Annotated in this window: 20 protein-coding genes, 1 tRNA gene and 1 pseudogene; 19 read left to right on the top strand and 3 right to left on the bottom strand. The window is 71.4% G+C overall.

Going from position 1 to position 23,968, the window contains the following annotated elements; genetic code table 11:
- The first annotated feature begins 47 nt into the window (after positions 1 to 47).
- From araB to ACTMTF_RS29370, 11 genes and pseudogenes are all read left to right on the top strand, one after another.
- Entirely contained in the window at positions 48 to 1,691 is a 1,644-nt protein-coding gene (gene araB / locus ACTMTF_RS29420) for a ribulokinase (RefSeq protein WP_441113610.1), read from the top strand.
- Entirely contained in the window at positions 1,688 to 2,347 is a 660-nt protein-coding gene (locus tag ACTMTF_RS29415) for an L-ribulose-5-phosphate 4-epimerase (RefSeq protein ID WP_397003600.1), read from the top strand. The genes araB and ACTMTF_RS29415 overlap by 4 nt, the downstream gene beginning before the upstream one ends.
- Positions 2,344 to 3,798, top strand: a complete 1,455-nt coding sequence (gene araA / locus ACTMTF_RS29410) for an L-arabinose isomerase (RefSeq protein WP_397003599.1) — start codon at positions 2,344 to 2,346, stop codon at positions 3,796 to 3,798. The genes ACTMTF_RS29415 and araA overlap by 4 nt, the downstream gene beginning before the upstream one ends.
- Before the next feature lie 100 nt (positions 3,799 to 3,898).
- Positions 3,899 to 4,843, top strand: coding sequence for an NADP-dependent oxidoreductase (locus ACTMTF_RS29405; RefSeq protein WP_441113581.1), 945 nt, complete (start codon positions 3,899 to 3,901; stop codon positions 4,841 to 4,843).
- Positions 4,844 to 4,891: 48 nt separating this feature from the next.
- Positions 4,892 to 6,094, top strand: coding sequence for an FAD-binding protein (locus tag ACTMTF_RS29400; protein WP_441113580.1), 1,203 nt, complete (start codon positions 4,892 to 4,894; stop codon positions 6,092 to 6,094).
- A 91-nt stretch (positions 6,095 to 6,185) separates the two neighbouring features.
- The gene (locus ACTMTF_RS29395; RefSeq protein ID WP_441113579.1) at positions 6,186 to 6,977 is read left to right on the top strand and encodes an LLM class flavin-dependent oxidoreductase; all 792 of its coding nucleotides are present in this window, start codon (positions 6,186 to 6,188) and stop codon (positions 6,975 to 6,977) included.
- 35 nt (positions 6,978 to 7,012) lie between these two features.
- Positions 7,013 to 7,405, top strand: a complete 393-nt coding sequence (locus ACTMTF_RS29390; RefSeq protein ID WP_441113578.1) for a DUF3224 domain-containing protein — start codon at positions 7,013 to 7,015, stop codon at positions 7,403 to 7,405.
- Positions 7,406 to 7,468: 63 nt separating this feature from the next.
- Positions 7,469 to 7,861 carry a hypothetical protein gene (locus tag ACTMTF_RS29385; RefSeq protein WP_441113577.1) on the top strand — a complete coding sequence of 131 codons (393 nt, stop codon included), beginning with the start codon at positions 7,469 to 7,471 and terminating at the stop codon, positions 7,859 to 7,861.
- 1 nt (position 7,862) lies between these two features.
- Positions 7,863 to 10,304, top strand: coding sequence for a DUF4132 domain-containing protein (locus tag ACTMTF_RS29380; RefSeq protein ID WP_441113576.1), 2,442 nt, complete (start codon positions 7,863 to 7,865; stop codon positions 10,302 to 10,304).
- Positions 10,305 to 10,341: 37 nt separating this feature from the next.
- Positions 10,342 to 10,941: pseudogene (locus ACTMTF_RS29375) on the top strand (type III polyketide synthase); the annotation flags it as partial.
- A complete protein-coding gene (locus ACTMTF_RS29370; RefSeq protein WP_441113609.1) occupies positions 10,927 to 11,370 on the top strand; it encodes a 3-oxoacyl-[acyl-carrier-protein] synthase III C-terminal domain-containing protein in 444 nt (147 codons plus the stop codon). The pseudogene ACTMTF_RS29375 and the gene ACTMTF_RS29370, both read left to right, overlap by 15 nt.
- Before the next feature lie 8 nt (positions 11,371 to 11,378).
- Here ACTMTF_RS29370 and ACTMTF_RS29365 read toward each other — a convergent pair whose 3' ends face one another.
- A complete protein-coding gene (locus ACTMTF_RS29365) occupies positions 11,379 to 13,163 on the bottom strand; it encodes an asparagine synthase-related protein (protein WP_441113575.1) in 1,785 nt (594 codons plus the stop codon).
- Between the two features lie 124 nt (positions 13,164 to 13,287).
- Here ACTMTF_RS29365 and ACTMTF_RS29360 point away from each other — a divergent pair, with 124 nt between their 5' ends.
- The 6 genes from ACTMTF_RS29360 to ACTMTF_RS29335 all read left to right on the top strand — a co-directional run bounded on the left by ACTMTF_RS29360 (position 13,288) and on the right by ACTMTF_RS29335 (position 19,911).
- Positions 13,288 to 14,766, top strand: a complete 1,479-nt coding sequence (locus ACTMTF_RS29360; protein ID WP_441113574.1) for a YfbK domain-containing protein — start codon at positions 13,288 to 13,290, stop codon at positions 14,764 to 14,766.
- A gap of 150 nt (positions 14,767 to 14,916) precedes the next feature.
- Positions 14,917 to 14,989 (top strand) — tRNA-Ala (locus ACTMTF_RS29355).
- Between the two features lie 123 nt (positions 14,990 to 15,112).
- A complete protein-coding gene (gene sigJ, locus ACTMTF_RS29350) occupies positions 15,113 to 16,057 on the top strand; it encodes an RNA polymerase sigma factor SigJ (protein WP_441113573.1) in 945 nt (314 codons plus the stop codon).
- A gap of 90 nt (positions 16,058 to 16,147) precedes the next feature.
- Positions 16,148 to 17,356 carry an NAD(P)/FAD-dependent oxidoreductase gene (locus ACTMTF_RS29345; RefSeq protein WP_441113572.1) on the top strand — a complete coding sequence of 403 codons (1,209 nt, stop codon included), beginning with the start codon at positions 16,148 to 16,150 and terminating at the stop codon, positions 17,354 to 17,356.
- 83 nt (positions 17,357 to 17,439) lie between these two features.
- The gene (locus ACTMTF_RS29340) at positions 17,440 to 18,372 is read left to right on the top strand and encodes a protein kinase family protein (RefSeq protein WP_441113571.1); all 933 of its coding nucleotides are present in this window, start codon (positions 17,440 to 17,442) and stop codon (positions 18,370 to 18,372) included.
- 48 nt (positions 18,373 to 18,420) lie between these two features.
- On the top strand, positions 18,421 to 19,911 hold the full coding sequence (locus ACTMTF_RS29335) for an ATP-binding protein (RefSeq protein WP_441113570.1): 1,491 nt from the start codon (positions 18,421 to 18,423) through the stop codon (positions 19,909 to 19,911).
- Between the two features lie 28 nt (positions 19,912 to 19,939).
- Here the strand turns inward: ACTMTF_RS29335 and ACTMTF_RS29330 are convergent, their stop codons facing one another.
- Together ACTMTF_RS29330 and ACTMTF_RS29325 are read right to left on the bottom strand one after the other, a co-directional pair.
- Positions 19,940 to 20,761 (bottom strand): SAM-dependent methyltransferase, encoded by an 822-nt coding sequence (locus ACTMTF_RS29330; RefSeq protein WP_441113569.1) that lies wholly within the window; start codon positions 20,759 to 20,761, stop codon positions 19,940 to 19,942.
- An 87-nt stretch (positions 20,762 to 20,848) separates the two neighbouring features.
- On the bottom strand, positions 20,849 to 21,724 hold the full coding sequence (locus ACTMTF_RS29325; RefSeq protein WP_441113568.1) for a ketopantoate reductase family protein: 876 nt from the start codon (positions 21,722 to 21,724) through the stop codon (positions 20,849 to 20,851).
- 64 nt (positions 21,725 to 21,788) lie between these two features.
- On the opposite strand from ACTMTF_RS29325, the gene ACTMTF_RS29320 reads away from it, so the two are divergent.
- On the top strand, positions 21,789 to 22,415 hold the full coding sequence (locus ACTMTF_RS29320) for a TetR/AcrR family transcriptional regulator (RefSeq protein ID WP_441113567.1): 627 nt from the start codon (positions 21,789 to 21,791) through the stop codon (positions 22,413 to 22,415).
- Positions 22,416 to 22,562: 147 nt separating this feature from the next.
- The gene (locus ACTMTF_RS29315) at positions 22,563 to 23,750 is read left to right on the top strand and encodes a cytochrome P450 (RefSeq protein WP_441113566.1); all 1,188 of its coding nucleotides are present in this window, start codon (positions 22,563 to 22,565) and stop codon (positions 23,748 to 23,750) included.
- The last annotated feature ends 218 nt before the right edge of the window (positions 23,751 to 23,968 follow it).

Genomic DNA, 23,968 nt, shown 5'->3' with positions numbered 1-23,968 from the left:
CCCGCCCGCACAACCCCCAGGAGTCAAGTGTGAACGTTAACAAATTCGTGGTCGGCGTGGACTTCGGCACGTTGTCCGGCCGTGCCGTGGTGGTCCGCGTCGCCGACGGCGCCGAGCTGGGCAGCGCCGTGCACGAGTACGCGCACGGCGTGATCGAGCGCACGCTTCCCGACTCTGACGTGCGGCTGGGCCCCGACTGGGCGCTGCAGTCGCCGCAGGACTGGATCGACGTGCTGCGCGTGGCCGTGCCGCAGGCCGTCGCCGCCGCGGGCGTCTCGCCCGAGCAGGTGATCGGCATCGGCACGGACTTCACCGCCTGTACCGTGCTGCCGGCCACCGCCGACGGCACGCCCCTGTGCTTCGAGACGCCGTCGCGCCCGCACGCGTGGCCCAAGCTGTGGAAGCACCACTCCGCGCAGCCGCACGCCGACCGGATCAACCAGGTGGCCGCCCGCCGCGGCGAGGCCTGGCTGCCGCGCTACGGCGGCAAGATCTCCTCGGAGTGGGAGTTCGCCAAGGCCCTGCAGGTCCTGGAGGAGGACCCCGAGGTCTACGCCAGGGCCGAGCGCTGGATCGAGGCCGCCGACTGGATCGTCTGGCAGCTCTGCGGCGTCGAGAGCCGCAACATCTGCACCGCCGGCTACAAGGGGATCTTCCAGGACGGAAGCTACCCGCCCCGGGACTACCTGGCCGAGCTCAACCCCGCCTTCGTCGACTTCCCGGGCAAGCTCGCCACCGGTCAGGTCGGCGGCACGTTCGGCGGCGTGCGGCTGGCGCCGCTCGGCGGGTCCGCGGGCACGCTGTCGGCCACCGCCGCCGCATGGACAGGACTGCCCGAGGGCATCACCGTGGCCGTCGGCAACGTCGACGCGCACGTCACCGCCGCCGCCGCAGACGCCGTGCGGCCCGGCCAGATGGTCGCCATCATGGGCACCTCGACCTGCCACATCATGCCCAGCGACCAGCTCGCCGAGGTGCCCGGCATGTGCGGCGTGGTCCGCGACGGCATCGTGCCCGGCCTGTGGGGCTACGAGGCCGGCCAGTCCGCCGTGGGCGACATCTTCGCCTGGTTCGTGGACACCTTCGTGCCCGCCTCCTACCACGAGCGGGCCGGGGAGATGGGCATGCACGCCTATCTCACCTCCCTGGCCGCCGAGCAGGCCGTGGGCCGGCACGGCCTGATCGCGCTGGACTGGTTCGGCGGCAACCGGTCGGTCCTGGTGGACCACAACCTGTCCGGCGTCATCGTCGGCCAGACGCTCGCCACCAAGCCCGAGGACGTCTACCGGGCGCTGGTCGAGTCCACCGCGTACGGCGCCCGCATGATCGTCGAGACGTTCGAGAAGTCCGGCGTCCCCGTCGAGGAGTTCGTCGTCGCGGGCGGCCTGCTGAAGAACCCCTTCCTCATGCAGGTCTACGCCGACGTGCTGCGCCGCCCCCTGTCGGTCATCGGCTCCGAGCAGGGCCCCGCGCTCGGCTCGGCGATCCACGCCGCCGTCGCGGCAGGCGCCTACGCCGACATCGAGCAGGCCGCCGCCGTCATGGGCCGGCGCACCGAGGCCGCGTACGTGCCCGACCCGACCAGGGCCGACGCCTACGACCGGCTGTACGCCGAGTACCGGGCCCTGCACGACCACTTCGGAGACGGACGGCTGCTGCACCGGCTGCGCGCGATCAGGAACGAGGCATGACCCAGCAGATGAGAAAGATCGTCAGTGACCTGCACGCCGAGCTGGTCCGCTACAACCTGGTCGCCTGGACCGCCGGGAACGTCTCCGGCCGCGTCCCCGGCGAGGACCTGTTCGTCATCAAGCCGTCCGGCGTCTCCTACGACGAGCTGACGCCGGAGACCATGGTGCTGTGCGACCTGGACGGCAACCTGGTGGAGGGCGAGCACGCGCCGTCCAGCGACACCGCCGCGCACGCCTACGTCTACCGCCACCTGCCCGAGGTGGGCGGCGTCGTGCACACCCACTCCACCTACGCCTCGGCCTGGGCCGCGCGCGACGAGGCGATCCCGTGCGTGCTGACCGCCATGGCCGACGAATTCGGCGGTGAGATCCCCGTCGGGCCGTTCGCCCTGATCGGCGACGACTCCATCGGCCAGGGCATCGTCGAGACGCTCAAGGGCCACCGCTCGCCCGCCGTCCTCATGCGCAACCACGGCGTCTTCACCATCGGCAAGGACCCCAAGGCGGCGGTCAAGGCGGCGGTGATGTGCGAGGACGTCGCCCGTACCGTGCACATCGCCAGGCAGCTCGGCGAGCCGCTGCCGATCCCGCAGGCCGACGTCGACCGCCTGTACGACCGCTATCAGAACGTCTACGGACAGAGGAGCCCGCGTTGAACATCTGGTTTCTGACCGGCAGCCAGGGGCTGTACGGCGAGGACACGCTGCGCCAGGTCGCCGAGCAGTCGCAGCGGATCGCCGAGGCGCTGCCCGTGCCCGTGACGTGGAAGCCCGTGCTCACCGACGCGGCCGCGATCAGGCGGATCATGCTGGAGGCCAACGCCGACGACTCCTGCGCGGGCGTGATCGCCTGGATGCACACCTTCTCCCCGGCCAAGATGTGGATCGCCGGCCTCGACGCGCTGCGCAAGCCGCTGCTGCACCTGCACACCCAGGCCAACGTGGCGCTGCCGTGGAGCTCCATCGACATGGACTTCATGAACCTCAACCAGGCCGCGCACGGCGACCGCGAGTTCGGCCACATCCAGACGAGGCTGGGCGTGCCGCGCAAGACGGTCGCCGGGCACGTCAGCGACCCGGCCGTGGCCGAGCGGATCCTCGCCTGGACCCGCGCCGCCTCCGGCGTGGCCGAGGTGCGCACACTGAAGCTGGCCCGCTTCGGCGACAACATGCGCGACGTGGCCGTCACCGAGGGCGACAAGGTGGAGGCGCAGCTCCGCTTCGGCGTCTCGGTCAACACCTACGGCGTGAACGACCTGGTCGAGGCCGTGGACGCCGCCTCCGACGCCGACGTCACCGCGCTGGTCAAGGAGTACGAGGAGCTGTACCGGGTGGCGCCCGAGCTGCTCGGCGAGCGGAGTGAGTCGCTGCGCTACGCCGCCCGGATCGAGCTGGGCCTGCGCCACTTCCTCGAAGGCGGCGGCTTCAAGGCGTTCACCACCAACTTCGAGGACCTCGGCGGGCTGCGCCAGCTCCCCGGCCTGGCCGTGCAGCGGCTGATGGCCGACGGCTACGGGTTCGGCGGGGAGGGCGACTGGAAGACCTCGGTGCTGCTGCGCACCCTGAAGGCGATGACCCCCGGCGGCACCTCGTTCATGGAGGACTACACCTACCACCTGACGCCCGGCGAGGAGCTCATCCTCGGCGCGCACATGCTGGAGGTGTGCCCGAGCATCGCCGCCGGCACCCCGTCGTGCGAGATCCACCCGCTGGGCATCGGCGGCCGGGAGGACCCGGTGCGGCTGGTGTTCGACGCCGAGCCCGGTCCCGGCATCGTGGTCGGCCTCGCCGACCTGGGCGACCGGTTCCGGCTGGTCGCCAACGAGATCGACGTGGTGTCTCCGCCCGAGCCGCTGCCCAGCCTGCCGGTGGCCCGCGCCGTCTGGCGTCCCCGCCCCGACCTGCGGACCTCGGCCGAGTCGTGGCTGACCGCCGGAGCACCGCACCACACGGTGCTGTCCACGGCCGTCGGCACGGAGGAGCTGTCCGACCTGGCCGACATGCTCGGGGTGGAGCTGGTGGTCATCGACGCCGAGACCACCACCCGCCGGCTCACCAAGGAGCTGCGCTGGAACCAGGCCTACTACCGGCTCGCCCAGGGCTTCTGACAGGCGCCTGAAAAGTCCTGCCAAGAAGCGCCATGACCGGATTGGCGGTGGTGGCCAGGGGGACGTCTACCTCGTCCAGGAGTCGTCGACGGGGGTCCTCGTGCGCGCCATCGCCATTACCGGATTCGGAGCCGATCCGGAGATCATGCAACTGCCCGCGCCCGAGCCGGGCCCGCGTGAGGTGTTCGTCCGGATGCGCGTCGCCGGTTACAACCCCGTCGACGTGAAGGTCGCGAACGGGGCCATGAAGGGCATGGTGCCGTTCACGTTCCCGCTGATCCTCGGCACGGACGGGGCGGGCGTGGTGGAGGCGACGGGGGCCGAGGTCACCGCCTTCAGTCCGGGCGACGAGGTCTTCGGCCGCTTCGCGGACTACCCGCGTGGCCTGGGCTCCTTCGCCGAGTACGGCGTGGCCGCCGAGGACGGCGCGATCGCCCACAAGCCGCACGGCGTGCGCTTCGAGCAGGCGGCGGCCGTGCCGACGGCCACGGGCGCGGCGCACGAGGTGGTCGAGACCGCCCGGCCGGACACCGGCCAGACCGTGCTGATCATCGGCGCCACGGGCGGCGTGGGCCAGAGCGCCGTCCAGTTCGCCGCCCGGCGCGGGGCCCGGGTCATCGCCACCGCCGCGCCCGACGCCGAGGCGCTCACCCGCGACCTGGGGGCGTCCGACACCGTCGACCACACCGCCGCTCCCGTCGCCGACCAGGTGCTCGCGCTCTGCCCCGACGGCGTCGACGCGGTCCTGGACCTGGTGGACCCGCCCGAGGCGATCGGCGACGTGATCCGGGTGCTGCGTCCCGGCGGCATCATCGTCAGCACCGTCGGCGCCCTGGACCCCGACGAGCTCACCGAACGGGAGATCCGCGCCGTCAACCTCGTGCACCGCCCCAGTGGCCCGCTGCTGGCCGAGCTCGCCGCGCTCGTCGAAAGCGACGACCTGCGCGTGCACATCCAGGCCCAGGTGCCCTTCGACCAGCTGCCCGTCAGGCTGCCCGACATCCAGCACGGTCACGCGCGCGGCAAGATCATCATCGAGATCTGACGCCGACCGTCCTGATCCGCGTCCCCGGCGGTGTGGCAAGGTTGGGCGGTGACGCTGACGAACTGGGCGGGAAACACCGCATTCCGGGCAACACGGCTCCACCACCCCACGTCCCTCGACGAGCTCCAGCGCCTGGTCGCCGCCACTCCGAGGGTGCGCGCCCTGGGCAGCGGGCACTCCTTCAACGACGTCGCCGATTCCCCCGGCGAGCTGGTCCGCCTGGACCGCATGCCGTACCGGATCGAGATCGACAGTGCGGCGGCGCGCGTGCGGGTCGGCGCGAGCACCACGTACGCCGACCTCGCCGCCGAGCTGCACGCGAGCGGGTTAGCACTGGGCAACCTGGCCTCGCTGCCGCACATCTCGGTGGCCGGATCGGTGGCGACCGGCACGCACGGCTCTGGGCAGGGCAACCAGAGCCTGTCGGCCGCGGTGTCGGCGCTGGAGCTGGTCACCGCCGACGGCTCCCTGCTCACCCTCGAACGCGGCGACGCCGACTTCCCCGGCGCGGTGGTGGCGCTCGGCGCGCTCGGAATCGTCACCACGCTGACGCTCGACCTGGTGCCCACCTTCGAACTGCACCAGTACGTGCGCGAGGGCGTGCCCGACGACGCGCCGTTCGACGAGCTGATGGGCGACGGCTACAGCGTCAGCCTGTTCACCGACTGGCGTGACACCAGCGCCTGGATCAAGCGCCGCACCCCCCTGCCCGAAGGCGACTGGCACGGCACCCGGGCCGCGGACGGGCCACGGCACCCGGTGCCGGGGATGCCGCCGGACAGCTGCACCGAGCAGCTCGGCGTGCCGGGGCCGTGGCACGAGCGGCTGCCGCACTTCCGCGCGGACTCCCCGCCCAGCAGCGCGGGCGACGAGCTGCAGACGGAGTTCCTGATGGACCGGGCGCACGCGGCCGACGCGCTGCGCGAGCTGCGGGCCGTGCGGGACCGGATCCGGCCGGTGCTGCAGATCACGGAGGTGCGCACGGTCGCCGCCGACGATCTCTGGCTGAGCCCGTCCTACGGCCGCGACAGCGTGGCCGTCCACTTCACCTGGGTCAAGGACACCGAGGCCGTGATACCGGTGGTCAAGCTGGTGGAGGACGTGCTGGCGCCGTTCGGCCCCCGGCCGCACTGGGGCAAGGTGTTCACCCGCCGGCCGGCCTGCCCGGAGCGGTTCCGCGAGCTGGTGCGGCGGCACGACCCGGAGGGCAGGTTCGCCGGCGACTTCACCCGCCTACTGCTGGAGGAGTAGGGCCCGGCCGGGGACGTGCGTCCGGCGGCGTAGCGGGTCACCAGCCTGGCGGACGATGTGCCGGGACGGGCCGATGGGTGATCGTTGAGGCATGATCGACCATCCCTTCCGGTTCGGCGTCGTCGCCGGACACGCCCCCGACGCCGGCGCGTGGGCCGGCCTGGCGCGCCGGGCAGAGAGCCTCGGCTACGACACCCTGCTCGTGCCCGACACGCTGGGCACCCTGTCGCCGTTCGCGGCCGCGGCGGCCGCCGCGACGGCGACCACGACCCTGCGCGTCGGCACGTACGTGCTGTGCGCCCCACTCCGCACGCCGGCGGCCGTCGCCTGGGAGGCGGCCACGCTGCGCACGCTCAGCGGCGGCCGGTTCGAGCTGGGCCTCGGCGCCGGACGGCCGGACGCCGAGGCCGACGCCGTCCGGCTCGGCGTCGGCTACGGCACCCCGAGCCGGCGGATCGACCGGCTGGAGCGGACCCTGGACGCCGTCGAGGACGTGCCGATCCTGATCGCCGCCACGGGGCCGAAGATGCTCCGGCTGGCGGCGGCCAGGGCCCGCACCGTGGCGCTCGGCCTGCCGCCGCACAGCACCGAGGAGCACCTCACGGCCAAGCTCGACGAGCTGTACGAGCTCGCCGGGGACCGCTTCGACGAGCTGGAGCTCAACATCAACCTGGCCGTGGTGGGGGACGAGCAGCCCGCCTGGATGGTGAGCCGCTTCGGCGCCCTCGACGGCACGGCCGTCGGCATGCTGTCCGGCACGGTCGAGCAGATGGTGGACAGGCTGAACAGGCGCAGGGACAAGCTCGGCGTGTCGTACGTGTCGGTCAACGGGCGGTTTCTGGAGCAGTTCGCGCCGGTGGTCGAACGGCTCGCCGGTACCTGACGGGAACTGACAGGTACGCCCGCCACCATGAACACATGATCGCAACAGGCCCTTTCGACACCGCCGACTGGAACGCCCAGCCGCCCTTCGACGACCGCGACGGCGTCACGCTCGGACACGTCACCATGAGCAAGACCTTCCACGGCGACCTGACCGCGACCAGCGTCGTGCACCTCACGGTCGTGTCCACCCCGGTCGAGGAGTCCAGGGCGTACGTCGCGGTGGAGCGCGTCGAGGGCGCCCTGCACGGCCGGTCCGGCAGCTTCGTCGTCCAGCACAGCGCGGTGAGCGACCCGGCCGGGCGGTCGCTGCGCGTCACCGTCGTCCCCGACTCCGGCACCGGCGAGCTGCGCGGCCTGCGCGGCGAGATGGACATCGCCATCGCCCCGGACGGCTCCCACTCCTACACCTTCGACTACACCGTCTGAGCGTTTTCTGTCGCCGGTGGCTGCTCTAATGACGCCATCGACCCCGGCGATCAAGGGAACGCAATGACGTTGGTCATCTTCCGCGACGAGACCGCGACCGGCAGGACCCTCGGGGAGTTCACGCTCCCCGACCTGCCCGACAGCATCACGGCCCGCGAGCTCGTCCGGCTGCGCGTCCGCGAGGAGGTGGCGCGGCACAACGCGGCCCCGTCACACCACTTCCGCGGGCTGATCAAGCCCACCGACGCGGAGGCCGACCTCAACGGCTACCGGATGAGGTCCGCCCGCCCGCTCGACTGGGAGAAGCAGGCGGACGCCGCCGAGGCCGCCTTCGCCCGCAACGGATTCATCCTGCTGGTCGGCGACCGGCAGATCGACGACCTCGACGAGAAGATCGCGCTCGTCGGCGACCCGGTGGTCTCCTTCATCAAGCTCGTCCCGCTGGTCGGCGGCTGACGTGCGGATCATCGACGAGCTGCCGGAGTCGCAGCGCGGCTGGCTGGGCTTCCTGGACGAGGCGGCCCACGACGTCTTCGACCGGCTGGACGCCGTCTTCGAGCCTTCCCGGCCCGTTGTGTGGCCCATGCCGTTCGCGCAGACCCCGTTCCGGACGGTGTCGAAGGGGTTCGGCGAGGCCGAGTGGCGGGCCATGGGCCTGTGGGCGCAGCTGCGGATGCACCTCCTCTGGCAGTCGCACGAGCGCGCCTTCGTGCTGACCCCGGTGCCCGCCGCGGTGGCGCGGCGCCGGCTTCGCTGGATGCCGGAGGAGATCGAGCTGCTGTGGCGGATCACCGTCACCCCGCCGGGCGAGCGCCAGCGGCACGACGACTTCTTCACGCTGCCCGTCGCCGTGGCCGAAGAGCTGCCGATCGCCGAGCGCGAGCCGTACGCGCACTGGTTCCGGCAGGCCAGGGCGAATCTGGGGTTCGAACGGTGGCGGCAGGTGACGGACACAACCACTGTCCGGCTGGGACACCTGGTGGCCGAGCACGCCGAGACCCCGGCCGAACGCGCTCGGGCGCTCGTCCCGGAGCTGGACGGCTTCGCCACGCTGCTCCGCGACGACTTCGCCGACCGGCTGGGGGCTCCCGAGGTGGTGGCGCTGCTGCGTCACTGGACGACGGCCACCAAGCCGAGGCCCGACGAGGCCTGGCTCGCCACCGCCGCCGACCTCGTCACGCCGGAGGCGGTCACGCTGGTCCGCGACGTGCTGGCCCGTATCCCCGACCATCGGGAGCACGTCGACCGGACCCGCCCCCACAGGCCCGACGTCACCTACTTCCACGAGCGCACCGCCGTGCTCGTCCGCGGCATGGTGTGGACCTGCGAGCAGGTCGACGAGCCCTGGGTGACGGGGCTGCTCGGCGACGTGGCGGTGGCGACCGGCACCGGTGTCGGCGGTTCCGGCCCTGACTCGCGCAACGAGCGCACCACCAACGCCGCCATCGGCGTGCTGGCCAGACGCGGCGGCCTGGAGGTGGTGGCCCAGTTGGCCCGGGTCCAGGCCAAGGTCCGCAAGAAGAGCATCCTCACACTCGTCCGCAAGACCCTGGACGGGGTCGCGGAGCGGACCGGTCTGTCACCCGAGCAGTTGCTGGAGCGCACGGTCCCGGCTCACGGCCTCGGCCCCGAAGGCACCCGCACCGAGCACGGCCTGCGGCTTTCCGTCGACGGCACGATCAGCTACGTCGACGACGCGGGCAAGGTCCGCAAGGCCGTCCCCAAGGCGGTGCGGGCGGCGCACGGCGAGCTGCTGGCCGAGCTCAAGGCCGCCGCCAAGGAGCTGAAGAAGACGCTGCCCGCCGAGCGCCACCGGGTCGAGCGGGCCCTGGCCACCGGGCGCGTGCTGCCCTGGAGCGATGTCCGCGCCTTCTATCTCGACCATCCCGTCACCGGCACGCACGCCAGGGCGCTGATCTGGGAGGTCGTCCAGGGGCAGGCGGGGCTGCCCGTCAGGACCGCCGAGGGCTGGGAGCTGGCCGATCCGCGTGGGCGCCGCGTCAGTCCCGGACCGGAGACCCCCGTCCGGCTGTGGCACCCGATCTCCGCCACCCCGGACGAGGTGCGCGTCTGGCGTGACCACCTCATGGACACCGGCCTGCGCCAGCCGTTCAAGCAGGCATACCGTGAGGTCTACCTGCTCACGCCCGCCGAGGAGCGGACCGGCGACCACTCGCTGCGCTTCGCCGCCCACATCCTGAAGTACGGCCAGGCCAAGGCCCTGTTGACCGGCCGTGGCTGGACCGGCATGTCGCTCGGCTGGTGGGACGGGGCGGGCGGATCGCACCAGTGCCAGACCATGAAGGAGCTCCCCGGCGGCCTGACCGCCGAGTGGGACTTCCACCTGGACTGGGGCACGGCCGAGCGCGACGGCTTCAGCGGCAGCTCACACTGCGTCAGCGGCGCCATCCGCTTCCTGTCCGACGGCCGTCCCGTCCCGCTCGCCACGGTGCCGCATCTGCCGCTCTCGGAGGCGCTGCGCGACGCCGACCTGGCCGTCGGGGTGACCTCGACGGGCCTCGACCCGCAGGGGGAGGGCGACTACTGGCACTCCTACAGCTTCGGCGGCCTGACCGAGACGGCCGAGATCCGGCGCGACGCGCTCACCCGGCTGCTCCCCGGCCTCGCCATCGCCGACCGGGCCGAGCTGACCGACCGCTTCCTGCGTGTGCGCGGCGACCTGCGCACCTACAAGATCCATCTGGGCTCGGGCAACATCCTCATGGAGCCCAACGACGCCTACCTGTGCGTCGTCCCCGGCGGCGAGGGGCCCGGCCGGGTCTTCCTGCCCTTCGAGCAGGACGGCGGGATGCTGTCGATCATCCTGTCCAAGGCCTTCCTCCTGGCGGCCGACACCGCCATCACCGACGTGTCCATCACCCGCCAGCTCACCGGCTGACGGCTCCGGCGGGTTAGCCCGCTCGTCTCAGCGGCAGAAACGGTATATGTACATATCGGGGGTGCAGACCGTCCTGCCGGAGCACCGCTATGGGCAGGAAGAGATCACCGAGGCGTTCGCCCAGCTCACCGCGGCCGACGGGGAGCTGTTGCGACGCTTTCACCTCGCCACGGGGGTGACCGGCCGCAATCTCGCGCTGCCGCTCGATGACTACGCCAAGCTCGACTCCTTCGACCGGGCCAACGAGGCGTACGTGGAGGTCGCGCTCGACCTGGGGGAGCGGGCGATCGCCGGTGCGCTGGAGAAGGCGGGGTCGCCGCCGGAGAAGGTCGATCTCCTGGTGTTCTGTTCGACCACCGGCCTGGCCACCCCGTCGCTCGACGCCCGCCTGGCGCAGCGCGTGGGGCTGCGGACGGACGTCAAGCGGGTCCCGGTGTTCGGGCTGGGCTGCGCCGCCGGGGCCGCCGGGCTGTCCCGCCTGCACGACTACCTGCGCGGCTGGCCCGGCCACACGGCGCTGCTCGTCTGTGTGGAGCTGTGCTCGCTGACCGTGCAGCGTGACGACGTCTCGGTCGCCAACCTGATCGCCAGCGGCCTGTTCGGCGACGGCGCGGCGGCCGTCGTGGCGACCGGCCACGGCCAGGGGCGTGAGGTGGTCGCGACCCGGAGCAAGCTCTACCCGGACACCGAGCACCTCATGGGCTGGGACGTGGGCGGGCACGGCTTCCGCATCATGCTCGACGCCGGGCTGCCCGAGTTCGTCGACCGGGTGCTGGCCGGCGACATCAGGGCCTTCCTGGCCGACTACGGCCTGACCGCCGCCCAGGTGGGCACCTGGATCTGCCATCCCGGCGGGCCCAAGGTGATCAACCGGATCGCGGAGGTCCTGGAGCTGCCCGCCGAGGCGCTGGAGGTGACCTGGCAGTCGCTGCGCGAACACGGCAACCTGTCGTCGGTGTCGGTGCTGCACGTCCTGCAGCAGACGCGCGGGCGCGCGGAGCAGCCCGCCCTGCTGCTCGCCCTGGGGCCGGGCTTCTCCACCGAGCTGCTCCTGCTGCACTGGTGACCGCCCGGCTACGGCTTGGACACCGGGATCTTCTCCAGGCCCTCCGGCTGCTTGCCCGGGTACGTCCCGGTCAGCAGGGTGCTGACCGTGTAGAGGTGCCAGGCGAGCCCCGGCTTCTTGACCACCGGCTCGGCGAACAGGGCGCGTACCTCGTCCGGGTTCACGATCGGGGTGAGGACGTCGAGCCGGCCGAGCACCTGCTCGCGCAGGACGTCCGTCAGGGCGGGCCCCGGGCTGGTGCGCCAGCTCCAGCCGCCGCCGGTCTTGGCCGTCGGCATGTGCTCGGCTGGGACCTGGTTCCGCGTCCACCACTTGCGCTGGGCCGCCAGCTCTTCGGCGAACCGCCACGGCTTCCCCTCGATGGGCACATCCCGCAGCTCAGGGGCGAATCGCAGAATTAGCGTATAAATCACTTCTTCTGATAGGCGCCAGCCCTGGTCCAGACTGAGCGCGGCCCGTACCACCCGGTTGTCCAGGAACGGCCGGACCGGGTCTCCCCGGCGCAGCGACCCCGCGCGGGCGCTGGCCTGCCAGCGCCCGACCTTGTACCAGATGTAGATGTGATCCAGGGCTTCCAGCCGGTTCGTCCGCGCCTGCCAGGGCTTGGCGAGCTCGCGGGCGTGCTCGTTCGCCTCGGCGGTGAACAGCTTCTCGTCCTTGTAGAACGTGTTGTTGACGCGCCGCAGCAGCGCCTTGTCGCTCAGGTCGGTCTGCAGGAGGTTGAGGCTGCCCGCCCTGAGCGTCTCGCCGCTCTGCCCGGACATGGTCGGCTTGCCGGTGTAGGGCAGGTAGCCCACGATCGACTCGTACGCCGACGTCATGCCCTCACAGGTGCGCAGCGTCTCCCAGGCCCGGCTCAGCGGGTGCTCCACCAGCACCGCGTCCTGCTGAGCGGTCTGCGGCGGCGCGATCACCGTGTGCTCGACCTTGAGCAGGGCCGCGATCCGGCGGGCCAGGATCACGTCGGGGTGGGTGTCGAGCCCGTTCGTCGTCACCCGAAACGGCACCCGCGCCGCGTGCAGCAGCGCGGCCAGGATGCGGGTGTCGCGCCCGCCGGTCAGCGCGAGGTTCACCGGTTCGCCGGCGTCGCGCAGCGGCGCGACGGTGGCGAGCAGCGCGTCGGCGAGGTCCGTGATCGCCGCCCGCTTGCGCCGCGCGGACTCGGGCGCGGGCGCCGCCTCCGGCAGCGGCGTCTCGGTGATCGTCCGGCGCCCGTCCCGCACGTCCAGCCGCGAGCTCGGCCGCAGTGCCGTCACGTCCTTGTACGGGGTCTCGTCCGACAGGAAGAAGCCCTGCCGGATCATCGTCTGCAGGGCGAGCACGTCATGCTCGATCCGGTCGTCCCGCCGGGCGGCCAGGTGCACCAGCAGGGCCCGGCTGCCCACGATGTGCAGCTCCGGCGTCTCGGTGTAGAAGACGGGGCAGACCCGGTTGATCGCGGTGGCGGCGGTCAGCTCGCCGTCGCGCGCCACCCAGGCGGAAAAGCAGCCGCCTACGTCGCCGCTGGAGGGATCGTCCAGCAGCCGGGTGGCCTCGCCCGGATCGGCCAGGTGGCCGTTGAGCCCGAGGACGCGGCCGCCGTGGTCGGCGATCAGCGGCGGCTGCCGGGAGTCGTCAGGCTCGTTGCTCCACCCGAACAGCGACACCCCCCTGCCATGCCATTCCTGCCCCCGGATCACGTCCGGAGGCACCGGGAACACGGTCTCGACAACGGAGCGGACCCGGTCCAGGACATGAGTGGGAACGTCGTGGCCCTTGGCGGCCAGTCCCAAATAGACACGCACGAGGTCCATGCCTACCGGATATGACCGGTTCACCACAATCGATCACGCGTGGATAGCGGTTTGCGCTCGCTTACGTCACCGGCCCGGCCACCTGGGGGCGGGGAGCCGTCATACGGCCTGGAGGTGCATTGCGATGAAATTTCGTCCCTTAGTGGCGAGTGTCGGGGTTGCGGCGCTGTTGGCGCTCGCCGCGTGCGGCGGCGGGCCTGGAGGTAACGCCACCGCTCCCGACCGCGCTCCCGAACGCGCATCCGGCAACGAACGGCCCCGCCCCACCTCATCGGCGAGCCAGCCCCCCGATGATGAGCAGGACACCACCCGCGCGCAGATCTCCACCTTCGCCCTCGACGTGGACACCGCCTCCTACGCCTACGCCCGCCGTACGCTTGAGGAGGGCCGCTGGCCCGAGCCGGGCCAAATCCGGCCGGAGGAGTTCGTCAACTCGTTCCGGCAGGACTACGCAGAGCCGCCCGGCGACGGCTTCGCCGTCCACGTCGACGGCGCCCGATCGGGCACCCGCGACGAGGCCGTCCTGCGGGTCGGCCTCCAGACGCGCGCCACGGCCGCCGAGGCGCGCCGCCCCGCCAACCTCACCTTCGTGGTCGACGTCTCCGGCTCGATGGCCGAGCCAGGCAGGCTCGACCTGGTCAAGCAGGCCCTGCACACCCTGCTCGACCAGCTCGCCCCCGGTGACCAGGTGTCCATCGTGGCCTTCAGCGACACCGCCGAGGCGCTGGCCTCGATGACGCCGCTCACCGCCAGGGCGGACCTGCACGCCGCCGTCGACCGGCTCGTCGTCGCGGGCGGCACCAACCTGGAGAGCGGCATGCTGCTCGGCTACGAGCACGCGGCCGAGGCCTTCCGCCCCGCCGCCACGAACAAGGTCATCCTGCTCTCCGACGGCCTGGCCAACCAGGGCAACACCGCCTGGCAGACCATCCTGGACCGGGTGAAAGAATACGCGGGCAAGCAGGTCACGCTGCTGACCGTCGGCGTCGGCAGGGAGTACGGCGACGAGCTCATGGAGCAGCTGGCCGACAACGGCGACGGCTCGGCCGTGTACGTCTCCACGCCGGAGGAGGCGGAGAAGACGTTCACCACGCAGCTCCCGGCCAACATCGAGCTGCGGGCACGGGACGCCAAGGCGCAGGTCGTGTTCAACCCGTCGGTCGTGGCGAGCCACCGGCTCCTCGGCTACGAGAACCGGGCGCTCGCCACCGAGGAGTTCCGCGACGACTCCCGCGACGGCGGCGAGGTCGGCCCCGGCCACTCCGTGACGGCCCTGTACTCCGTACGCCTCAAGCCGGGGGCGACGGGACAGCTCGCCACGGCGACCGTGCGGTGGCAGCACCCCGACACCAGGGTGGCCGCCGAGACGAGTGACTCCGTCGACGTGGACGCGCTGTCCGAGGAGCTGTGGAAGGACGCGCCCGTGCGGCTGCGGGTGGACGTGCTGGCGGCGGCCTTCGCGCTGTACATGCGTGATCGGGAGGCGTTCGGGATGGACCTCGACGCGCTGGGGGAGCAGGGGAGGCGGCTGGCGAGCGAGGCGGAGGACCCGATGGTGACCGAACTGGTCACCCTCATCGACCAGGCCCGCGCGGCGGCCTGACCCTTTCCCCGGCTGGCTGATACGGCACGCCACCTGCCCCGGCGCCCCCTGGTCCGTATCCCAGGGGTGCGCCGGGCGGGCGGTGGCCGCCTGAAATGGCGTACTTGGGGGCCGGGGAAGTCCGATACACTGGGGAACGCAGCACTGCACGGGGCTATGGCGCAGTTGGTAGCGCGCCTCCATGGCATGGAGGAGGTCTGGGGTTCGAATCCCCATAGCTCCACCCCTTGAGAGCCGTTCCTGAACTGACCAAATCCCGTCCGATCGGACGGGATTTCGTCGTTTCCGGCCGATACGGCGCCATCGCGGCGGCGGCGATCCGCGCCGTTCGACCTAGGATCGGGTCATGCCCTTGACCGCGAACGACGTCGACCGGTTCGAGGCCTCCCGACCACGTCTGGAGGCCATCGCCTACCGCCTCCTGGGCTCCGCCGGGGAGGCCGAGGACGTCGTGCAGGAGACGTTCCTGCGCTGGCAGAACGCCGACGTCGGCCGTATCGAGGTCGTCGAGGCCTGGCTGACGAAGGTTCTCACCAACCTGTGCCTCAACCAGCTCACCTCCGCGCGGGCGCGCCGCGAGACGTATGTGGGCCAATGGCTGCCCGAGCCGCTGCTCGCCGGTGACCCGCTGCTCGGCCCGGCCGAAACCGCCGAACAGCGCGAATCGGTCTCGTACGCGGTCCTCACCCTCATGGAGCGCCTCTCTCCCAACGAGCGGGCGGTGTACGTGCTCCGGGAGGCCTTCGACTGCCCGCACCGGGAGATTGCCGAGATCCTCGACATCACCGAGGCCGCCAGCCAGCAGATCTTCCACCGCGCCAAGAAGCACGTCGCGGACGGCAAGGCCCGCATCGAGGTCGACGAGGCCGCCGCCCGGCGGATCGTCGAGGAGTTCCTGGCCGCAGCCGCCGGCGGCCAGATCGAGCCGCTCGTGCGCCTGCTCACCGAGGACGCCATCTCGGTCGGCGACGGCGGCGGGAAGGTCCCGGCCCACCCCAAGGTGTTCGAGGGCGCCGTCGCGGTCGCGAAGTTCCTGCGGGGGCTGCTCAAACCCGGCGCGGCCAAGCGCGCCATCGCCGGCGGCGCGGCCGGGGTCTACGCCTGGACCGCCAACGGCGACCCCGCCGTCGTGGCCGTCGTGGACGGCCGGGTCATCGGCGTCCTGTGCCTGGAGGTCACCGCCGACGGCATCGCCGCGTTCCGCAATCAGGTCAATCCGGACAAGCTCGAACGCGCGACCGCGCACTGGGCGGCAGCGGACCACGGGGAGCCCCTGCTCACCGTCTTCTGAGCCGTGTGAGGTGCTTCACACCGCGTTCCTGTCAGGAATCGGCGGGCCGCCCGGTTCAAGTGGCGAACCCGAACCAGACAGGAGCAGGACATGCAGCACCGCATCGTCGTCCTCGGAGCCGGCTACACCGGAGCCATCGCCGCCGGCCGCCTCGCCAAGCGGCTGCACCGGGAGGACGTCACCATCACCCTCGTCAACGCCGAGCCCGACTTCGTCGAACGCGTCCGCATGCACCAGCTGGCGACCGGGCAGGACCTCAAGCCCCGGCCGTTCAGCGAGATGTTCGCGGGCACCGGCGTCCACCTGCGGCTCGCGAAGATCACGGGCGTCGACGTCGACCGCAAGACCGTCACCCTCACCGACGTCGACTCGATCGCGCCCGAGTCCGGCGCACTCGCCTACGACACGCTCATCTATGCCCTCGGCAGTGGCTGGAACGCCCAAGGCGTCCCCGGGACCACCGAGCACGCCTACGAGATCGCCGGTCGCCCCGGAGCGCTCCGGTTGCGCGAGCGCCTGGCCCGTCTCGGCGGCGGGCAGACCGTGATCGTCGTCGGCGGCGGCCTCACCGGCGTGGAGGCCGCGACCGAGCTTGCCGAGGCCCGCCCGGACCTCGACGTCGCCCTCGCCGCCGCCGGCGGCCTCGGCGACTGGCTCTCACCCAAGGGCCGCGACCACCTGCGCAAGGTCCTCGGCAAGCTCGGGATCACCGTGTACGAGCACGCCCAGGTCACCGCCGTCGAAGCCGACCACGTCACCACCGCCGACGGCACGATCATCCCGGCCGCCGTCACCGTGTGGACCACCGGCTTCGCGGTCCACCCGATCGCGGAAGCGACCGCCCTGGAGGTCACCGGTACCGGCCAGATCGTGGTCGACGGGACCATGCGCTCGGTCTCGCACCCGGACGTGTACGCCATCGGCGACGCGGCCATGGTGATGGGCCCCGGGAACAAGCCGCTGCGGATGTCGTGCGCCTCGGGAACCCCGACCGCATGGCAGGCCGCCGACGCGATCGCGGCGCGCCTGACCGGCGGGAAGCTCCCGAACGCACCGATCCGCTACTTCAACCAGTGCATCTCACTGGGCCGCAAGGAGGGCTTGATCCAGTACGTCACCGCCGACGACCGCGCGGTGAAGGCGGTCCTGACGGGCCGGGTCGCCGCCGTCTACAAGGAGCTGGTCTGCAAGGGCGCCGCCTGGGGCGTCGCCAACCCGATGCTCGGGCTGCCGACCCGCCGCCGCCGAGTCACGGGGCGGCGGGCCACGACGGGCTCGGCCGTCAAGGAGCCGGCGTAGCGCGGCACGCGGCGCGTCTGGCCGCCCACCAGGCCGTCTCCGCCCGGCTGTCGACGCTGAGCGACAGCCGGATCGCCGGCCTCATGGCCGCGACCACGACGCACGGCGCCGGCATCGGCGGCAGGTCGGCGGAGCTGGACGTCGACAGGAGGCGGGTCTTCGTCAAGCGGATCCCGCTGACGGACCTCGAAACCCGCCTCCGTTCGACGGCCAACGTCTTCGACCTGCCCACCTTCTACCAGTACGGTCTCGGCTCGGCCGGTTTCGGCGCCTGGCGCGAGCTGGCGGCCCACACCATGACCACCGACTGGGTTCTCTCCGGCACGTTCGAGAGCTTCCCCCTGATGTACCACTGGCGGGTCATCCCCGACTCCCCTCCGGTGGGGTTCGCCGACGAGTTCGGCGGCATCGACGGCGCCGTCAGACACTGGGAGGGCTCGGCAGCCGTGCGCGAGCGCCTGGAGGCCATCGGCCGATCCACGCTCAGCCTGGTCGTCTTCCTGGAGCACATCCCGCACAGGCTGAGCGCCTGGCTGGCCGACGGCCGGGACCTCACACGGCACACATGGGCCGAGCGGCAGCTCGCCCAAGGGGCCGCCTTCATGAGCTCGCAGGGCCTGGTCCACTTCGACGCCCATTTCCACAACGTCCTGACCGACGGCCGGTTGCTCTACTTCGCCGACTTCGGGCTCGCGCTCTCGTCCCGGTTCGCCCTTTCGCCGGCCGAGACCGCCTTCCTCACCGATCACCTCACCTACGACCGTCACTACGTCGCCGCCCACCTCCTCCGCCACCACCTGCCCGGCCTCGGCGACGACGACGCCCAGCACGAGTCGTTCCTGCGCCGCTGGCTCGCGGGCGACACCGAGCCCGTCCCGCCCGCCCTCGCCGCGATCCTCGACCGGCACGCCGGACCCGTCCTGATCCTGCACGACTTCCACCGCCGGCTCACGACCGACACCAAACGAACCCCGTACCCCGTCGACGAGCTCCGCCGAGCCGCGGCGGACACCTAGTTTTCATAAGTATAGTTATGAGAACTGTACTTATGAAAGGGGCAGTGTATGGCGCTCCTTCCCAGGCCCGCCGAGATGTTCGACCGGAATCGCGAGTGGGCCGCCCTCACTTCCTTCGCGACGGACGACTCGCCCGGCGCCTCTCTGGGCGTGGTGTCCGGACGGCGACGGCAGGGCAAGACTTTCCTGCTCAGAGCCCTGTGTCAGGCCGCCGGTGGCTTCTACTACGCGGCTGAGGAAGCCACGGACGGCGAGTCGTTGCAGCGCATCGGGGCGGCCCTTGGGGAGCGTCTCGGGGCGCCGGTGCCCCTGTCCTTCCAGGGCTGGAGCGAGGTCGTGGACGCTCTTCTCGCGCTGGGACGCGACCGGCCCGTCCCCGTCGTCATCGACGAGTTTCCCTACCTCGCCCGGGCCAATCCGAGGCTGCCCTCCATCATCCAGAACGCCCTCGCCCCACTGAGGGCCGAACGAGACGAAAGCCGCTCGCGACTACTGCTGTGCGGCTCCGCCATGTCGTTCATGGGTCGGCTGCTCAGCGGCAGCGCGCCCCTACGCGGCCGGGCCGCCCTGGAACTCGTCGTCCCAACCCTCGATCATCAACTCGCGGCCGAGTTCTGGGACGTGCATGATCCGGTGACCGCGATCAAGGTGAACGCCATCGTCGGAGGCACGCCCGCCTACCGCCGTGAATTCGCCCGCGACGACACGCCGGCCGGGCCCGAGGACTTCGACGCCTGGGTCCTGCGGACCGTCCTGTCCCCGACCAGCCCACTCTTCCGCGAGGCCCGCTACCTCCTGGCCGACGAACCCGACCTGCGCGACACCGCCCTCTACCACTCAGTGCTCGCGGCGATCGCATCGGGCAACACCACTCGCGGCGGCATCGCCTCCTTCATGGGCCGCAAATCCGGCGACCTTACTCACCCGCTCACCGTTCTCGAAGACTGCGGCCTGGTCAGCCGTGAGCCCGACGTCTTCAAGGACAACCGCTCAAGCTTCCGCATCGCCGAGCCTTTGATCACCTTCCACCACGCCGTCATGCGCCCCATCTGGTCCGACCTGGAGCACACCCGGGACGCCTCCCGGCTGTGGCAGCGCGCGCAACGGCGCTTCACCGCGAACGTGCTCGGCCCGCACTTCGAGCATCTGTGCCGCCAATGGACCCGCCACTACGCTCCCGAGGACGTGCTGGGCGACTTCCCCCACCGCGTCGGATCGGGCACTGTCAACGACCCTGCCGCCCGTACCAGCCACGAAATCGACGTCGTCGCCTACAGCCTCGACGACGACAACCGGCAACCCCTGCTCGCCCTCGGTGAGGTCAAATGGGGCGACATCATGGGCCTTGGCCACCTTGACCGCCTCACCCGGATCCGTGCGCTGCTCACCGCCCAGAACCGCCACGGCGCGGCCACCGCGCGCCTCCTGTGCTACAGCGCCGCCGGCTTCACCGACGAACTCCGCGCCCGTGCCGCCTCCGACCCGGGCATCGTCCTGGTGGGAGCCGAGGACCTCTACGCGCCGGCCGTCAGGGACTGAGCCCGTCGCCCGAGGCTGATCGGCGTGTTCAGCGGGCGCGGGCCACGCCTGCCAGGATGCCCGCGCGTACCAGGTCGACCGACTCGGGGGGCGTCCGCGCGTCCCAGTCGGCGACCGGAACGACGCCCGGCGGGAGCAGGTCCATGCCGTCGAAGAAGCCGGAGATCTGGGCCAGGCCGCGCCGCGCGAGGCCGCCGGGGGCCGTCTTCCGGTAGATCCGCTGGCTCGCCTCGGCGACGTCGTCGGCGGCGTTGCCCTCGTAGATGTGAGACAGCACCAGGTGGCCGCCCGGGACCAGCCGGTCGCGGACGGTCGCGGTGATCCGGGCGGCGTCCGCGTCGTCGACGACGAAGTGCAGGACGGCGACCATGAGCACGGCGAACGGGCGGGTGAGGTCGAGGTGCCCGGTCACCTGCGGGTCGTCGAAGATCGCGTCCGGGTTCATGACGTCGCCCTGGACCGTGATGACGTCGGGGTCGCCGCCCAGCAGCGCCCGTGCGTGGATGAGCACGATCGGGTCGTTGTCCACGTACACCACCCGCGCGTCGGGGACGTGCCGCCTGGCCACCTGGTGGACGTTGTCCTGCGTCGGCAGGCCGGCGCCGAGGTCGATGAACTGGTGGACGCCGGCCTTGGCCAGCATCGTGACGGCCCGGCCGAGGAAGGCGCGGTTGGCGCGGGCGATCTGGCGGGTGTCGTTGCCCATCTGGCGGCCGATTTCGATCATCTTCTCGGCGGCCTCGCGGTCGGAGGCGAAGTTGTCCTTCCCGCCGAGGTAGTAGTCGTACATGCGGGCGACGCTCGGCACGCGAGCGTCGATCCCGGCGGGCACTTCGTCGAAGCCACCCACGCGACCACCCCTCTCGTTGTGGATCTCCGAAAGGGATCTTACGGGCGGCGGAACGTGTGGCGGAAGGCCACCGTCCACGCCCATCGCCTACCGAACCGTGGCATAGGCACGCATCTGTTCGGCCATGCGCTCGAGTTCAGCCGCCGACGCGGGCGAGGTGTCGTTGAGTCCGCTGTGTGCGGCCGTCGGGCTGCGCAAGAAGCGCCGTAGCAGGGCCACGAGCAGTCCTTCCGGCAGAATCCGCAACGCGTTGAACCCGCGAGGGACCGGCGGCATGGGCATGGCGGCCAAGTTCTGCCGCATGAGGCGGACCATGCCGCGTACCGCGTCCGGATCGCCGGCCAGCGCCAGTGGGCCGCCCGCCGCGTTCGCCGCCTGCCCGAGCGGCACTGCGAACGCGGCGTGCGTCTTGAGCCAGGCATCCATCCGCGGCTCGGCCTTGGCCTTGAGCCCGGCGGTGCCGAGCGTCCGCAGGATCCGTTCCAGTCTCGGGGTGGTACGGCCGTCGGGTTCGCCGATCGTCATCGGGACCCGGCGGGTCAAGAAGCCGGCCGGGCGGTAGCGGACCACGTCGCCGTCCATCGTGCCGCCGGTCGCGCCGAAGCCGAGCAGCACCCGCTCGTGGCCGATCACCGCGCCCAGCGGCTGTGCGCCGGCCGCCCAGTTGAGCAGGAACAGCACGTCGCCGTCGACACCGGCGAGTGACTCCAGCACCGCGTCCACCTGATGGGTACGGACGAAGACGGTGATCAGGTCGTACCCGTCGGCCGGGTGCTCGACCACCGGCACCGGCACCCGCCGGACAGCCGGGCCGTCTCCCTCGGCGAGTTGCACGCCGTGCCGGCGCAGGGCGGTCAGGCGCTCGCCCCGGGCCAGGAGCGAGACGTCGTTCCCGGCGGCCTCATGCAGGTGGGCGGCGTACAGGCTGCCGAGCACTCCGGCGCCGTACACGAGCAGTCTCATGGCAACCCTCTTCCGCATATTCATTCATACGTTCGTTTAGATCATACGCACGTATATTGGGCGCATGGCAACTCCCGATACCCGCACCCAGCTCCTCGACGCGGCCGAGCGCCTCTTCGCCGAGCGTGGCTTCCGCGGCACTTCGGTGCGCGCGATCACCGACCTGGCCGGCGCGAACCTGGCCGCTGTCGGGTATCACTTCGGCTCGAAGGCGGAGTTGCTGGCCGCGGTCGCCCGCCGCATGATCGAGCCCATCAACGCCGCGCAGTGCGCCGGGCTGGACCGGCTGCTCGCCCGGACCCCGGACCCGACGGTCGCCGACCTGGTGGAGGCGTTCGCGGGGCCGCTGTTCGACGAGATGCCGGCCGGTGACGAGGGCGGCGCCCGGACGTCCCGGCTGATCGTGACGATCCTCACCGACCCGGCCGAGGAGGCGCGCACCTGGACCAGCCCGGCCGAGGCCGCGGTCCGTGACCGCTACCTGGCCGCCTTCGAGCGCGCCCTGCCCGGCCTTTCCCCGGAGGAACTGTGGTTCCGGATGCGGGGCATCCTCGCCGTGACGGCCGTGGACCGCGTCCAGGTCTACCAGCGCCCCCCGGACAGCCTGTCCCCGATGGCGGGCGAGGCGGCCCGGCGCTGGGCGATCACGTATCTGACGGCGGCGATGAGCGCGCCACCGACCGGGATCTGACGACTCGCGACGTCGGGCCGGGCGAGCAGATCCGCCGGATCCATGATCTGGATGCTGGATCGCGGGGTTGTCGGCTGTCTGCAGTCTAACGTACGTTTGATTTATTCGAACGTTTGACTTAGCCGAGTGACATGGGAGACGTTCCGCATGACTTCCGAACCCCTGCAGATCGCACGGACCTGTCCTTACGCTCCGCCGGCCCAGCACGTCGAGATGCGCGACAACGGCGGCATCTCCCGGGTGCGCCTGCCCAACGGCCAGGAGGCCTGGGCGCTGAGCCGCATGGATCACCTCCGGGCCATGCTGACGGACCCCCGATTCAGCTCCGACCGTGACCACCCGCATTACCCTTCGTTTCGCGCCGGTGCCGTTCCCTCCTCCACCGGCGGCTCGCGCAAGATGCTCATCAACATGGACCCTCCGGAGCACGGCCCCGCCCGGCGTGCGATCACCGGCGAGTTCACCGTCCGGCGCGCAGCCGAGCTCCGGCCGCGCATCCAGGAGATCGTCGACGAGTTGATCGATGCGATGCTGGCCGGTCCGCAGCCGGTCGACCTGGTGCGGGCGTTCTCCTTGCCGGTGCCCTCGCTGGTCATCTGCCAGATGCTCGGGGTGCCGTACGCCGACCATGACTTCTTCCAGGCCCACACGGCGACCCTCGTCAACCGCGATACGCCGCCCGACGAGCTGCAAGAGACGATGAAGGCGCTGTGGGTCTACCTGGCCGAGCTGGTCCACGGCAAGATCCGCGAGCCGGGCGACGACGTGCTGAGCCGGCAACTCGCCGACGGCGCCGATCCGGAAGACGTGGTCGCGCTGGCGCTCCTGCTGCTGGTCGCGGGCCACGAGACCACGGCGAACATGATCTCGCTGGGCGTGCTGGCCCTGCTCGAACGGCCGGAGCAACTGGCCGCGCTGCTCGCCGACCCGTCGCGTACCCCGATGGCGGTCGAGGAGCTACTGCGCTACTTCACCATCGCCGAGTACGGCAACTCGCGCGTGGCCACGGACGATGTGGAGCTTGCCGGGACGACGATCCGCGCCGGCGAGGCCGTCGTCTCGCTGAGCAACACGGCCGACCACGATCCGGAGATCTTTCCCGACGCGGACCGGCTGAAGCTCGACCGCGGCGCCCGCAACCACTTGGCCTTCGGATACGGCCGGCACCAGTGCCTCGGGCAGAACCTCGCCCGGCTGGAACTGGAGATCGTCTTCAACACCCTCTTCCGGCGGGTGCCCTCTCTGCGGCTCGCCGTGCCGGCCGGGGAACTGCCGTTCAAGAACGACGCCGAGATCTACGGTGTCCACCGGCTTCCGGTGACGTGGGACGCCTGACCGCGCGTCGGGACCGTGACTGACCGACGAGACACCTGAGGGTGGCGGGTTTCCCGGCGGCGACTCCGCGGTCCGGGACACCTGCCCCGGCTCCCAGGGCGAAGCGGTCGAGCAGGGCGAAGCGGTCGAGCACGACGGCCGCGATCCGATGCGCCATGGCCGAATTCGTTCGCATGTTGGCTGATCGGCCACTCACACCCATATGTCCAGATAAAGCA

Source organism: Nonomuraea sp. ZG12 (assembly GCF_052068115.1).
GTDB lineage: Bacteria > Actinomycetota > Actinomycetes > Streptosporangiales > Streptosporangiaceae > Nonomuraea.
Note: the sequence above shows the minus strand (reverse complement) of the source record. Positions and strands in the feature narration are given on the sequence as shown.

What these genes read in the sequence shown, in the direction of transcription:
- ACTMTF_RS29415 (WP_397003600.1), top strand. Translation starts at nt 1,688, where the DNA reads ATGACCCAGCAGATGAGAAAGATCGTCAGTGACCTGCACGCCGAGCTG.
- ACTMTF_RS29395 (WP_441113579.1), top strand. Translation starts at nt 6,186, where the DNA reads ATGATCGACCATCCCTTCCGGTTCGGCGTCGTCGCCGGACACGCCCCC.
- ACTMTF_RS29390 (WP_441113578.1), top strand. Translation starts at nt 7,013, where the DNA reads ATGATCGCAACAGGCCCTTTCGACACCGCCGACTGGAACGCCCAGCCG.
- ACTMTF_RS29385 (WP_441113577.1), top strand. Translation starts at nt 7,469, where the DNA reads ATGACGTTGGTCATCTTCCGCGACGAGACCGCGACCGGCAGGACCCTC.
- ACTMTF_RS29365 (WP_441113575.1), bottom strand. Translation starts at nt 13,163, where the DNA reads ATGGACCTCGTGCGTGTCTATTTGGGACTGGCCGCCAAGGGCCACGAC.
- ACTMTF_RS29360 (WP_441113574.1), top strand. Translation starts at nt 13,288, where the DNA reads ATGAAATTTCGTCCCTTAGTGGCGAGTGTCGGGGTTGCGGCGCTGTTG.
- sigJ (WP_441113573.1), top strand. Translation starts at nt 15,113, where the DNA reads ATGCCCTTGACCGCGAACGACGTCGACCGGTTCGAGGCCTCCCGACCA.
- ACTMTF_RS29345 (WP_441113572.1), top strand. Translation starts at nt 16,148, where the DNA reads ATGCAGCACCGCATCGTCGTCCTCGGAGCCGGCTACACCGGAGCCATC.
- ACTMTF_RS29340 (WP_441113571.1), top strand. Translation starts at nt 17,440, where the DNA reads ATGGCCGCGACCACGACGCACGGCGCCGGCATCGGCGGCAGGTCGGCG.
- ACTMTF_RS29335 (WP_441113570.1), top strand. Translation starts at nt 18,421, where the DNA reads ATGGCGCTCCTTCCCAGGCCCGCCGAGATGTTCGACCGGAATCGCGAG.
- ACTMTF_RS29325 (WP_441113568.1), bottom strand. Translation starts at nt 21,724, where the DNA reads ATGAGACTGCTCGTGTACGGCGCCGGAGTGCTCGGCAGCCTGTACGCC.
- ACTMTF_RS29320 (WP_441113567.1), top strand. Translation starts at nt 21,789, where the DNA reads ATGGCAACTCCCGATACCCGCACCCAGCTCCTCGACGCGGCCGAGCGC.
- ACTMTF_RS29315 (WP_441113566.1), top strand. Translation starts at nt 22,563, where the DNA reads ATGACTTCCGAACCCCTGCAGATCGCACGGACCTGTCCTTACGCTCCG.